The following is a 12,389-nucleotide window of genomic DNA, read 5'->3' on the forward strand; positions in this document are numbered from 1 at the left end:
AATTCTTAACAACGTTCATTTTGAGTCACATTTGTATCTACATCTACACATAAGATTAAAGAACACCAAACCTTAATCAAAAACAGAAGTAATAGGAAAGCTTAAAATAAATTGAGGTTTTTCGGTAAAAGAGAAAAAGTTAATTTCTCCTCCAGCTTGGACTAAAAATTGTTCAATAGCTAGTGAATGTAGTCTTTTTGACCGACTATTATCCTCAATAATCAAAAGCCATTTGTCTTGACCAAACTGAGTAGAAATATGAACAAAAGGTTCAAAATTAAAATCAGATTGTAAATCAATACTGAGAGATTCCAGAGAGCTAGATAAAAGATGAAAAGATAAGGCTTCTAATAGATAAACGGGAATGGACAGGGGCTTATCAAGGCACTCATCGAAATCCGAGCAAATTTTCAAGTTACTAGGCCAACAACCGTTTAAAATTTGTAAAACTTCACGAATGATTTGATTAGGAGAAGCATTACTCAATTGCTCCCATTGGGGGGGTTGATCAATAAAGAGCAAAAACCGCTTAACTACCAAATCAATTTCTTTAACTTGCTGCTTAATACGCTCAGTTAATTGTTGAGTTTCTGCATCAGAACATTTACTCAATAGCAAATCAGCATAATGAGTAAGAGCAAAAGTCGGATTAATTAGCGGCGTGTAACATTGAGCGATAAAAATATGTTTTAACGGATTGTCAGGACTGATAGACGAGTAAGGGAATGGTGAGTATTGCAGCATAAACCGAAAAAATCAAATGTTATTAAAAACCAGCAAAGACTGAAAAAAATAGCTTGCAAGACATGAACAGCTACAATATATAGCTAGACAAAACTCGTTTGTGAAAAATGCCCTCAGCCACCTGCTCAATTTTAATTGTCGATCCTCATGCCCCCAGTCGAGAGGTAATGAAATTGTACCTATCAAGCGTGATGAAGGAGAGGCAGCAAAGGGAACTGACATTTTTTGAAGCAGCAGACGGACGAGAAGCGATCGCTCTTTTAATAACCCATAAAGAAATCAAGGTAATGATTAGCGAACTGAACTTGACACAATTGGGCAGCCTGGAGATGATCGACATAGTATTGGGAAAGTGGGGATTACAAGTAGGGATATTCATCGTTACCGGAGTGTCCAATCATTTAATAGCAGAAGTAGCCGGTGATTTATATGTTTACGGTGTCAGGGGGATATTTAACAAGCTGCAATTGGATTATTATGAACTTTCCCGGCGCATCGAAAAATATTTAGAGATCAGCAGCACACCCCCGGCTAGGGAACGAGGGTTTTATTGCGAACATCGGCAATACGAAAAGGAAGACGGAACCAGCAGCACATATACCTATATCAAGTGGATGGACGATAGCGGAAAACAATCAAACTTATGTGTGGGAGATTTGGGTAATGAACGCGATCGAATCTACGACAACTTACCCGGAATACGCAGTAAGAAAAAAGAGGAAAAGAGATAGTGGAGCTTCTTTTCCTCTATAAGGGGGAGCAAAGAGGATGTTATTATCGAGAAATTCCCGATAGCGAAAGAGGCATCCCGAAATCAACCTTAAAGGCAAAAAATCGACTTAGTAAAATAACGAAGATCACAAATGCTGTCAGGCATGATTGTTCCTCACCAAAGAAAAAATTCGGTTAGGGTGGGGAATGCCCACCCTAAAAAACGATCTCCACAAAACTTTGCGCGTTTTTAACCAAACTACGACTTCTCTTATTGCTCGATACAATCACCTCCTTGCTCGTTAGCACCTCTAAACTCTGAGGGGTTTGATCGCCAACAAAACGCATCTCTTTTGATAAGATTCCAATAAGTTTATAAGAACGATCGCGGTCAATTTCAACCCCAAGCCTAAATTTTTTTTATTTACCTAAATAAGTTTGAGTCGAACATCAATTACAAAAAAGCTGGTGGGGAGTTAAATTCAAAGGATACTGAATATTCATTAAGCTTTTAATACGCCAAAATTAAAAGCGTAAAAAATTCTAGGATCATGTAAAAAATTGTTACCGATTTGTGAAAAAGCGTTTTGAGTATTAAACTTTAATATTAGTCGCCTTTGTGTAGTTCATAAGCTCTGATAAGATTCCCCCTTTCCCTATTTGATGAGCTTCCTGTTGCCAAAATGTTAACTGATGCACAAATTCGAGAAATTTATCAAAAAACGGAAGAAACTAGCGTAATTAAAAAAACTTTCGTGGTGCTGCTCAAAAAATCTGGGGTAGCTACCGGCCAAATAGCCGAAGCCCTTGGCTGTTCTTCCCAAACCATCAGAAATTGGGTGTTACCATTTGATAATGGGATAGATGCAGAGGAGCTACCCAAAAAATTAAGAGATGGCAGAAAAGGGGGCAATCATCGTAAAGTCGACGATTTGTACATCAAACGCCTCAAAGAACTTCTCTCAACTGATCCAAGAACATTGGGCTATAGTTTCAATCGCTGGACTCAAACGGCATTGGCCAAACATCTAGCCTTAGAAACGGGGATTGAAGTCAAGCAGCAGTGCATTAGCCGGCTGATCAAAAAATACTATCAGAACTCTGCCAAATAAAAAACATAAATCAAATGCCAAGAAAGTTCAACAAAATCTAACAATCCCAATTTATTTGTAGGTTCATGTCGATTAACATGAACAAGTAAGCGAATTTTCAAAGAGGCAAATAAATGAGATGATCAAAAATCACTTTTTATGGCTATTTACATTAATGTCATTCTTTTTATTCGGCTCACTAGCGCTCTCGTTGGGTGGCGAAGTAACCTAAAAAAAATAAACATAAATATAAATTATGGTATAATAAAAAAAACTTAAGTGAATTTTTAATTAAACTCTCTTAAAAATGGCTGTTAAATCTATTCATATTAAAGTTTCATCAGAATCCGTCAGCCAAGGTGAGCAAGCGATTCGCCTTGAAATTGCACTACAACTGTATGAGCAAAATATTTTCACCTTTGGGCAAGCTCGTCGTCTAGCTAATCTCTCAATTTGGGAATTCCAGCAACTTCTGGGGCAAAAAAACATTTCTCGGCATTATGATGAGGAAGATTTAGCTCAAGATCTTACTACTAAGAATAAAGATTGCGTAGTTAACGGCGATGAGAGCCTCTTCCGTTAGTAAGGTTTAGGGCTTGAGTTTGAGTTTGAGACTGAGCTTCAACAGTTTGCGAAAGCTCATTTAAAGCTTTCAAATCCCCTAAAGAGGCTTGGGGGGTTAATTGATTTTGCTCGATTACCTTATTTTGATTCTGTTGGCTAATTAAATCAATTTTGCCCGTATTTTTATCCCGAATAATTTGATAATTGTTGCCGGTAAGCGTTAAATTGCCTCCCTCATCCTCCTTTCCATATTTAGTAAGAATTGAGTCAAGGGTTTTAATAGCACGTTCCTGACGGAAATCATTAAACTTTTGTTGTAGGTTGGCAAGTGCCTGTCCGAAGAACTGCTTAAGTTGCTCGATACCCGATTTTAAAAAATTTCTTGCCCCTGTCGTCTGCTCTCGTAAATGTTTGGCCAATTGAGGATGTTGAATGGTTTTAATATGTTCCCCGTAAGCCTGTAAAGTTTGATCCATCTTATCGATTTTTTCGACAAGCTTGCTATTAGTCTGTTGAAGCTGCTCAATGGTTTGCTGCTGTTTGGTTAGGGCTTCTAACAACTTGTCTAAAGACCTCTCTTGTCCGTTAGCCGGTGCATGAGAGAGTGCATTTTCGGGTTGAATTTCAAGAGTTTTGTTCGGTTGTTGAAAGATTTCCGATAGTTTTAGATCGTCCTTGATCACCTGTCCTCTAACAACTTGATAAACGGGTTCATCGTTAACGTTGATCGTCAATCTGCCCTCGAATTGTTCGGGATTTTTGAGGGCTTGCTCAACCAAAACCGCCTGTCGGGGAGTAATTTTCACTTCGGGATCTGAGGAATCATAAATTTTATTCATGCCTAAGTGCATGGTAACTCGATCTCCCGGTTGAGATTGCCTCCTTTGCTCAAGGTGTTCTTGTTTTTCCTCTTTATTCTGCTCGAAAGAGCGTTTAGCAAGCAAATCGTAGATGGTTTTAAGAAGAAATTGAAAGCTGTTAAGAGCCGCTTTAGAAGTGGCAAAAGTCGTTTCTAAGGCTTTTCCCTCAACTTTTAGCAAGTTCTCTTGCCCTTCTTTAGTTTCACCGGGATTGACAGAAAGGGGATGTTGTGGCATCGGGGATATCTCCTATAAATGATAGAAATTAACTTTTAGCAAGCCAGTTGTAGAACTCGAAAGGTCGAGTTACAGAATCGGGAAAATCCAAGCCTTGCATCTTATCCAGTAAAACCGTATCGGAAATTTGAACAAAGGACGTATAACCGTCGACAATGACCACGACGAGCCGTTCATCATTGTCCGGAAGTGCCATTGGATTAAAAAACGGCTTACCCCGTACCAATCCGTAATCGGGAACTTCCCTTTCGTCGGCAAAAAAGACCTCAATGGTACTGTCCGGGGAAATAGCTTCAATCGGCAAACGTTCCCAAGCATCGGCCACCAATGAGATCGTATTAGGAAATCTATCTCGATAATCTTGTATCCAAGTCGGTAATTGTGAGATGAGCATGAATTTTCTCCAATAAATTAAATTTTGCCTAAAACTTCTTTCTTGTGTTGGGTTCCGGCAGCATCGGGTAACAGTTCCGCCGCCACGCGCTCGCGCCGCTTGAGTTCCGCAGCCGGAAAACCCGCATCGGGATTTTTATTGTGCTGTATTAGCCGATCGCGGATCGGGGGCCAAAGAGCGGTACTGCGCTTGAGGATACGGCGATCTCGCCCTGGAATAACGATCTTAAGCTTGACGGGAATACGGGACCCGAAGAAATCCCCAGGACGTTGATAACCCGAATTGAAGAGGATGGCACTACCGCGATTAAGTTGAGTCAGTTGGGGAACTTCCACCAGGGAGCGTGTTTGTCGGTGATCGCTGACGGATGTACTAGATCCACCCTTTTCCCCATGATTGCGAGAGCGAGATTTCTGCTTGTAATTGACCTCTTCTGGACCTAAAAGAGCCGAGTAATATTCTGCCGTCTCTCTGTCATTAAGCTGGAAGATAAAGTGAGTGGTGCAGCCGCCAATAATCCCAGTGGTCTGAGACTTACCGTAGACCGAAGCGGTCAGATCGATAGTCTGCGCTCCCAAAATAGCACAGAACTTGCTGCTACGGTTTTGGTTGAGCCAATGCAATAACATGGGCAATTTAATAGAAGGAAGCTCATCAAGAACAACCACTAAAGGAACACGACGCGGCTTAAAAATATTGCGGTTGACCATTAAGTTAAGAATACTGGCCAGTAGAGGAATGGTTACAGTCCGTTTATTGGGGTCAGCTTTAAAAACGATAAAATTACGCCCGTTAACATCAAGGGGGAGAGTCGTAGTCGTCGCAAAAGTATTTAAGATTAAAGGATCACTGACAAAGCGGCTAAACATTAAACTCGCGGTGGCGGCAATGCTTGAGGCGGTTTCGGGTGCGTGTTCCGAAGAGAGAAATTGGTCAAAAGCATTTTTAATGTAGGGGTCAATATCATCACCCTTAGCTTTAATGCGGCCAATCAAATTAGGCAAAGCTAAAATCTTATGACAGGTAGCGATATCCGGACAAAGAGAGCTTTTGGCCAGCATTAAAATAGCCTGAATCAACTGATTGGCAGATTGGTCGAAGAAATCGCTATTACCCGCTTCAGAATCATGAAGCCTGAAATTTTCTCTTAAAATATTGGCAATCTCATAAGCGGTTTGCGCCCTAGTGCGGGGGTCATTAAGAAAATCAAGCAGGTTACAAGTACCTGATTCGGGAAATCCCGGTGCCAACATCGAAATCTTATGCCCGTGTTCTTCGGCAAAGCCCAGTAGTTTTGAACTGGGGGCGGGGTCTTCATGACCCTTGAAGTCGTAGAAGAAAACGTCACAGCCCTGTATGATGGCGGCCATCACCATTGGGTTGATGGCGGAGAAAGTTTTGCCCGAACCTGATCGGCCCATGACCCAAACATTCTCTTGAGCGTTGGGAATGTAGATGGTTTGGGGATCGGCGGGAAGATACAGGTATCGCTGTTGCCCCTTGGGAGTGCTTTCGGAAACGAAGCGAGTACCATTGGGAGTGCGGATGAATAGAGCAAGCTCCTCGGTTTGTCCTAGGGACTCAATCTGAGAGAGTGCCATTTTCCGAGCTTCAGCTTTCTCTTTCTCACTAGCCCAAACGGAGCGCCCTAACAAACCCTTCGGGGAAGAATTTTTGTTCTTAAGGTTCATCCACAGCAAAGCCAAGGTAGCACCGATGAGAACCCACCCGTTCGGTGTCAGTAACATTTGGGGAACAGGATAAGGGAGTTGTTCTATAGAGGCTTTTAGAGAGACTTGTTGTGACATAATGTGCAATAAGACTGTTAAAACCCAACAAAAATTGGCTGCCCCGTCCGATAAGAAGCAAACTTGATCGGACCGATAAAATAGGGAGTACAACCACAAAAATCACAGGACCGAAAAAAAAGACTGAGCGTCGCCGTATCGGTTGATTCATTCGTGTCCCATAAGACGACTTTGAAACCACTACCGTAAGGATGCCTACCGGTTGGTTCCTTGCCACCGTTAACCGCTTTAAGACAACCACTACCCCCATCCACCTTCTGGTATTTGCCACTGATCCACTGCTTACCGGCAACGAGGAAATTCCCCGCCAGTTCAATATGGGCGCAATTATGGGTACAGGGCACAGCAAAACCGACATTATATCCCCCAGACATCGTTCGAGTGGCGGGACGTTCTGCTGTTCCCAAAACCAGATCGACTGTGGCGAAACCCGGAAGAGTATTAGCTATTTTTAAAGTTGCCGGCTCGGTAAAATTAGCGAGTTTTAAAGCTTTACCGACTACCTCATCGGGAGTTTTTAAACTAATCTGATTATTTTTGGCTATTAAAGTCGAAAGAGGGATTTTAACTAATCCTGGGACTTCCTTTAAAGAGAGGTTTTCCCAACCTGTTAACCTCTCTAGAGGTAAATTTATTAATCGGGGAATTGAAGTTAAATTGTACCGATTTAAAGGGATTAACGTCAGAGATAATTGACCTCCTTTAGGGTAAGATTTTAATAAATTAAGAAAAGTCAAATTACGGGTTTGAGCGAGATTAAAATTTTGCGTGGTTAATAAGTCTTGTAACCAGGGCAATTGCGCTACTCGGTAATCGGGCAAACCCGGAACATCAGTTAATAACTGATTTAGATTGATTTTCTTTAAGTAACCAAAATCATTAAGAGTATAAGGTTGATTGGTGCGGCGATATGAGAGCAATTGAGCTAAAGTCAATTTTTGAAATTGATAAGAAGACCGAAAATCTCCTAAAGTTAAAATTTCGGTAATTGGCTGTCCGGCAGACCATTTTTTGGAGATAGCACCATTGGGGAATTTAACTGAACCGGCTTGAGGGAGAGGAGGTAATTTCTCAAAGGTTAAATTATTTAAGTCATTTGCCCAGACCGGAGGAAAATTAACCCATAAAAAGAAATTGATTAACCCGAAAATCGTAATCCGACGCGGGAAAAAAGAAGAAAATTTAATCTTAAAAATTTTTGAAGTGAGCATAAAGATTGTAACCCTCACGTTTAAGGAGTAGGAGTAAAATGTGATTGTTGAAAAACCTGTGGAGTAGGACGATAAGAATCGGGCAAAATTGTAAAAGTGGTGCAGGGAGGAATATTTGAGGTTTTTCGAGTGGGAATCAAACGAAATTGATAAAGGTTGCGTCCACCCCCTCCAGATACGATCACCGTAAGCATCGTCGAACCGTCAGCACTTCGGATTATATTAGGAAACTCGATAGCTTTAATTTGCCGCAAATGAACTACCGTTGCGCCCTCCTGCTGCGAGCAGTTGGAATTTTCCGACACAGAGCAAAGATTCCCATCAAAACTTAAAACGATCCTCGACGGGTCATCTAACCAGATTTTCTGTACAGTACCAATGGGAATAAAGTTGAGAGCAACACCCAAGCCGGGATAGATGTTAACTTGGGCGGGACGATCTTGTAACTCTCCGATGAAGACGGGACAATTACCCGCAATGACATTGGGAGAAAAGCTAATTAAAGAAACGCTGAGTAAAGTTACCCAAGAATATTTCATAATTAAAAAGAAAAAGTTTGATTAACGAAAACTTGAACATCAGTTCCTTGCTTAACAACAAAAACATCAGGATTCGACTCAAGGGAGGAACGGGCCTGCTCATTCCTTCGCTGTAAAGAATTAACCATCGAGTTAGTTGCCCCTTCAACGAATCCGGCTGTCATATCAGTATCGCCATATTGAATAGAACTACCAAACTGAGAATAAGACGCACCACTGGGACGGTTGAGCAAACCAGCCGCATTACCTACACCCCCTAAAACGGCTCCCATGATGTCTTGGCTGATGGTATTGGGACGTTGGGCTTTCGCTTGCAAAATACCTCCCCCCTTCCCTAAGATTAAAATCGCACCGTTCGGAATATTGTGCTGTTGTTGCTGTCCGTTGTTATTGATAATGATCGCAGTGGCCGTTAATTGAACGATGCCGGTACTGCCTGCGTCAACCAACTGAACGGATAAATAGGAACCAGCCGGAATAACGATTTCTCCCTTGCTATCAAATAGAGGGTTTTTTAAACGAACTAAATAATTTTGAGAAAAATTGTCTTTATCCTGCCCTCTTGCCCAGACGATGGGAGTTTCAAGCTCTGCTCCTACCCTCGTGCCCATCATAATCTCATAACCGGAAGCCTCCCCTTGAGCTTGTGGGGTGGGTGAATAAGAGGTTTGTAGAAGCTCATTACCAGTCCCCTCCGGCGAAGGGGAAGTCGAAGAGAGTGGCTCGTTTGATGAAGAAACGACAGGCACACTCCCATAACTACCGAATGAAGCAGCAGTTTCCCATTGTTTAAGAGGATCTAGTTCCGGTTGTCTGTTGACAACAGAAGGGGAAGATTGGGGAACATTCCTGACTGGGGGAACGGTTGAAGACGAAGAGACGGGTATTAGGGGCGAATAACGAGGAATTGAGCTAGAACGTCTGACCGGTACCGGGGGAGGGGGAACATAAGTAGGAGTAGGAGTAGAGGTAGAAGTACGAGTAGGATAGACGACGGTAGAACGAGGAGGAGAACTAACGGTTGGTTGCGTCCTAACTGGCTCGGTTTCCTCACTTTTTGACGGGGAGGAATGACCTTTTTTCGGGGAGCCAGAAGAATTGATCTGCCTGAGTTCGGCTACCTGCTGTCTCATGGCATTTTGGGTTTGCAACTGTTCGACTTGTTCGGGTGATTGTCGATCGCTTGGAGAATTATCGTCAAACACGGAAGCCGGAGAAGGAGGAGGTTGTACTTTGGCAACCCTATTGGGAGCAAAACCCCCAGTGACTAATCGCAAAAGAGTGATAGCAACGATCGCACCAGCACCGACAATTGCCAACACTAATGTTCCTTTGCTATAGGGGTGATTGGCAAAGGTTCTCTTTGTCCTGACCTGATAGGGATCGGGCAGTTCTTCCTCTTCTTGGGGAAGAACGGATTGAGAATTATTATCGGTCTGATTTTGAGTATTATTGGCGTTTTTATCGTCAAGAGGGGGACAGAACTTTTCCCAATCTTCTTCAAAGTCAAAATCATCAGCAACAATTTTAATGGTGGGTTGGGCCGTTGCGGGTTCAGTCGTTGTAGATTCAGTAGCCATAAATCACCTTAAATTAATTCTTTAATCAATTCAATTTCTAATCCCGATGAGCGAAGTTCAAAGAAACGTTCCTCTAAGGGGGTTTTGGGCATTAAATTAAAAGGAGGGTCGATAGCCTTCAGGAATACCTTCTTATTAAAGGTTATTCCCGCTCCGATTTGATGATTTTCGTCAAAAGTCAAGAGATTGGCTAACATTTCGACAACCCATTTTCCCTCCCCTACCTTTTGGGCATCCGTCAGGTGTTTTATGTCGAGAAAAATCTGGGTTTTGCCCAAAAAAACATCTCCCGGAATCTGTCCGGCAATCTCTCTTAAGAGAATGGGGCGATAATTATCCGCCAAGGCGAAACTGGCTATTAAAGCGGGTTCGGTGATCGTTAAACCCTTGGCAAACTCGACTCCTTTATCGGGAATCAACTGACCCTGCGAGTTGAGCGTTTTCCCAGACCAAGAGAACAGCCCCGTCATCGCAGAGCGCACGAAACGGTCAATCGCATCAGCCGAGCGATCTCGACTAGCGATGGCGCGAACTGAAATTGCTCGACCGTCCGCAAGTTCGACGAGGGTGGGAGCGGGTTTATTGCTCACTGCCACCACCGCAGCCCCTTGAAACATCAAGAGTAAAATAGCAATAAGTTGAAGGAATAAGGAGGCTAAAGAAAAGATCGGAGTCCATTTAATTCCACCTCCGGCTAATCGGGAGAAAATTGTCCGTTTACGACTAATATTGTTCATCTTTTCAAAATTACCTGTAATTTATTTAGATTTACCAAAATTAAGAGGCAGAGGTGCCGTCAAAAAACTTCCGAGGCGGGTAAACAGGCCAAACAAGGATAGTCCGCTCCAGCTTCCCATCGCTAAAGCCATCAACGGACCGAACAAACCGGCGATGAGCGGAAAAATGAAAGAAGCTGAGCTAGGGGCCCTGACAACGATGATAGCCGCCAAACCCACGATGATGTTATACATCAGGCGCACGATCCCCAATCCCGTAAATCCGGCAAACCAAAGCTCGATAGGACGACCAGGAACAGGTAACAGAGACATTCCCAGGGCTAACGGACCCAAAACCGCCACACAGATGCCAGAAATTTCTATAATCCAGTAGAAGGCGGCTCCAATTAGATAAAATAGCCAGGTCGCTATTTTTTCGGCTGAAGGGCTAACGGTTCCCCCAAGATCGGCAAACAAACGTTGAAACCATTGAGAGGTAGCGTAATCTCCTCCCTGAGCATCCTGAATTTTTTTGATCTGTTCAACGGCCACCCCAGTCACGGAATCTTGTCCATAAACGATGGCTATCCCCCCATATTGAACCTGCAAGTCTTTAATTCGCTGTGCTGCTGTGTTAAAGCACTCGTTGCGCTTTTGTTCATCTTGTTTGGCCGAACAAGTCTGGAGGGCATCGCTGGTAATACTCTTCATGAGATTGATAACACCTGCGGCATTGAGGGTATCTTTGCCAATAGCATCATTAAGTTGATGTAGAAGCTCATCACTAAAATAATTTTGGGTATCGCGCAACAAGAGAGTCATTTTGCCCATTAAAACGCCTTTATTGGTAGGATTACTCAATAAAAGGACGAAAAATATCGGCATTAATAATCGATGCCAATGTTTAACGGGATCGCCCTCATTTAAAAAGGTCGATTGCATCCAGCTAACCGCCCACAGTCCGATCATGAAAACGCCGATCAACGCCCCGATTTTAGCAATTTCCTGATAGAGCGCCCCCTCGATGGTGGTCTTCCAAATATCATCAAAAGCTTGACGCACAAGGCCGGATACTTCGGCGTTGTTCTCCAAAATATCCTTGGCGGTATTATTCTCTGCTGCAAAAATTAAAACTTGCATCACTTTTCCTGACTATAAGCAGTCGCTAATGAAGTGAACTGAGTTACCGTATCGAACAACCCCACATCGCTGGACGTACTTTCAATACTTTGTTGCCACTCTTTTTCCTGTTCTTGCTTGTTAAGGTTTACAAGCTCAAAGGCACTCGAGGCGGCAACGACGCGATTATTGTAAAGCTCGTCGTGTTGGGCTTTGAGGAGAATGGCGGTTTGAGCATTTTGTACCGACATAAGCTTGAGAATATCCTGGGTAACGTAAGTGTCTTGAGCCGACTGCGCGGCTTCAATAGTTGTGGTTAAAGCTTCATTTGTTTGTTGAGTGACCTGTTTCTGTTGCTCTTGAGCTTCTTCACTCAATGTCAAGTCGATGATGGCTTGATTTGAGGCGATTGATGCACTGTTGACGATAGTTTCCGCTTCTAGGAGAGGAGTGAAAACCCCCTCGTCATCTTCGTTCAAATCAGGGATTTCTGCCCAGATCAGATCATCCATCTTTTGGGGATTGGGGAACCCCATCGACCCCATAATTTTTTGTAAGGCTTTTTCGCTGTCTTCCTTCAACTGGACTGGCAAACTCGCCGTAAGCCCCTCAAAATACGACCAAATTTGCTCGGCCACAAATTCTTGCAAGGCAGAAAAATAAGGATCGAGATCGCTCCCTAATGAAGTCGAACTTGGCAAAAACGAAGCAACTGCCCCCCATGAGGGTATTAAAGCAATAACAATAATGCTAGGGGCAACGAGAGTTTTAATTGATTTGTGTTTAAATGTAGTAAACATACTTTACTCCTTTTA

The 12,389-nt window shown here is 42.9% G+C and carries 13 protein-coding genes; 3 read left to right on the top strand and 10 right to left on the bottom strand.

Features of this window, described 5'->3' with window-relative positions:
* Positions 1-72: 72 nt before the first annotated feature.
* Complete coding sequence (locus CYAN7822_RS31405) at positions 73-744, bottom strand: nitrogen regulation protein NR(II) (protein WP_013334953.1); 672 nt, start codon at positions 742-744, stop codon at positions 73-75.
* A gap of 107 nt (positions 745-851) precedes the next feature.
* On the opposite strand from CYAN7822_RS31405, the gene CYAN7822_RS31410 reads away from it, so the two are divergent.
* The 3 genes from CYAN7822_RS31410 to CYAN7822_RS31425 all read left to right on the top strand — a co-directional run bounded on the left by CYAN7822_RS31410 (position 852) and on the right by CYAN7822_RS31425 (position 3,129).
* On the top strand, positions 852-1,475 hold the full coding sequence (locus tag CYAN7822_RS31410; RefSeq protein WP_013334954.1) for a response regulator: 624 nt from the start codon (positions 852-854) through the stop codon (positions 1,473-1,475).
* A gap of 663 nt (positions 1,476-2,138) precedes the next feature.
* Positions 2,139-2,567, top strand: a complete 429-nt coding sequence (locus CYAN7822_RS31420) for a helix-turn-helix domain-containing protein (protein WP_013334955.1) — start codon at positions 2,139-2,141, stop codon at positions 2,565-2,567.
* Positions 2,568-2,853: 286 nt separating this feature from the next.
* Positions 2,854-3,129, top strand: a complete 276-nt coding sequence (locus CYAN7822_RS31425; RefSeq protein WP_013334956.1) for a UPF0175 family protein — start codon at positions 2,854-2,856, stop codon at positions 3,127-3,129.
* On the opposite strand, the gene CYAN7822_RS31430 is transcribed toward CYAN7822_RS31425, so the two are convergent.
* The 9 genes from CYAN7822_RS31430 to CYAN7822_RS31470 are packed head-to-tail and all read right to left on the bottom strand — an operon-like array spanning position 3,101 to position 12,374.
* Positions 3,101-4,207 carry a hypothetical protein gene (locus tag CYAN7822_RS31430; protein WP_013334957.1) on the bottom strand — a complete coding sequence of 369 codons (1,107 nt, stop codon included), beginning with the start codon at positions 4,205-4,207 and terminating at the stop codon, positions 3,101-3,103. The genes CYAN7822_RS31425 and CYAN7822_RS31430 overlap by 29 nt on opposite strands.
* A 28-nt stretch (positions 4,208-4,235) precedes the next feature.
* Positions 4,236-4,601 carry a hypothetical protein gene (locus CYAN7822_RS31435; RefSeq protein WP_013334958.1) on the bottom strand — a complete coding sequence of 122 codons (366 nt, stop codon included), beginning with the start codon at positions 4,599-4,601 and terminating at the stop codon, positions 4,236-4,238.
* A gap of 17 nt (positions 4,602-4,618) precedes the next feature.
* Entirely contained in the window at positions 4,619-6,409 is a 1,791-nt protein-coding gene (locus CYAN7822_RS31440; protein WP_013334959.1) for a type IV secretory system conjugative DNA transfer family protein, read from the bottom strand.
* Between the two features lie 17 nt (positions 6,410-6,426).
* Complete coding sequence (locus CYAN7822_RS31445) at positions 6,427-7,620, bottom strand: hypothetical protein (protein ID WP_013334960.1); 1,194 nt, start codon at positions 7,618-7,620, stop codon at positions 6,427-6,429.
* A 20-nt stretch (positions 7,621-7,640) separates the two neighbouring features.
* Positions 7,641-8,159 carry a hypothetical protein gene (locus tag CYAN7822_RS31450; RefSeq protein WP_013334961.1) on the bottom strand — a complete coding sequence of 173 codons (519 nt, stop codon included), beginning with the start codon at positions 8,157-8,159 and terminating at the stop codon, positions 7,641-7,643.
* A 2-nt stretch (positions 8,160-8,161) separates the two neighbouring features.
* Positions 8,162-9,739 carry a TrbI/VirB10 family protein gene (locus CYAN7822_RS31455; protein ID WP_013334962.1) on the bottom strand — a complete coding sequence of 526 codons (1,578 nt, stop codon included), beginning with the start codon at positions 9,737-9,739 and terminating at the stop codon, positions 8,162-8,164.
* A gap of 8 nt (positions 9,740-9,747) precedes the next feature.
* The gene (locus CYAN7822_RS31460; protein WP_013334963.1) at positions 9,748-10,476 is read right to left on the bottom strand and encodes a hypothetical protein; all 729 of its coding nucleotides are present in this window, start codon (positions 10,474-10,476) and stop codon (positions 9,748-9,750) included.
* 21 nt (positions 10,477-10,497) lie between these two features.
* A complete protein-coding gene (locus CYAN7822_RS31465) occupies positions 10,498-11,595 on the bottom strand; it encodes a hypothetical protein (protein WP_013334964.1) in 1,098 nt (365 codons plus the stop codon).
* A complete protein-coding gene (locus CYAN7822_RS31470; RefSeq protein ID WP_013334965.1) occupies positions 11,595-12,374 on the bottom strand; it encodes a hypothetical protein in 780 nt (259 codons plus the stop codon). The genes CYAN7822_RS31465 and CYAN7822_RS31470 overlap by 1 nt, the downstream gene beginning before the upstream one ends.
* Between the last annotated feature and the right edge of the window lie 15 nt (positions 12,375-12,389).

This window comes from Gloeothece verrucosa PCC 7822 (assembly GCF_000147335.1).
GTDB classification, from domain to species: Bacteria; Cyanobacteriota; Cyanobacteriia; order Cyanobacteriales; family Microcystaceae; genus Gloeothece; species Gloeothece verrucosa.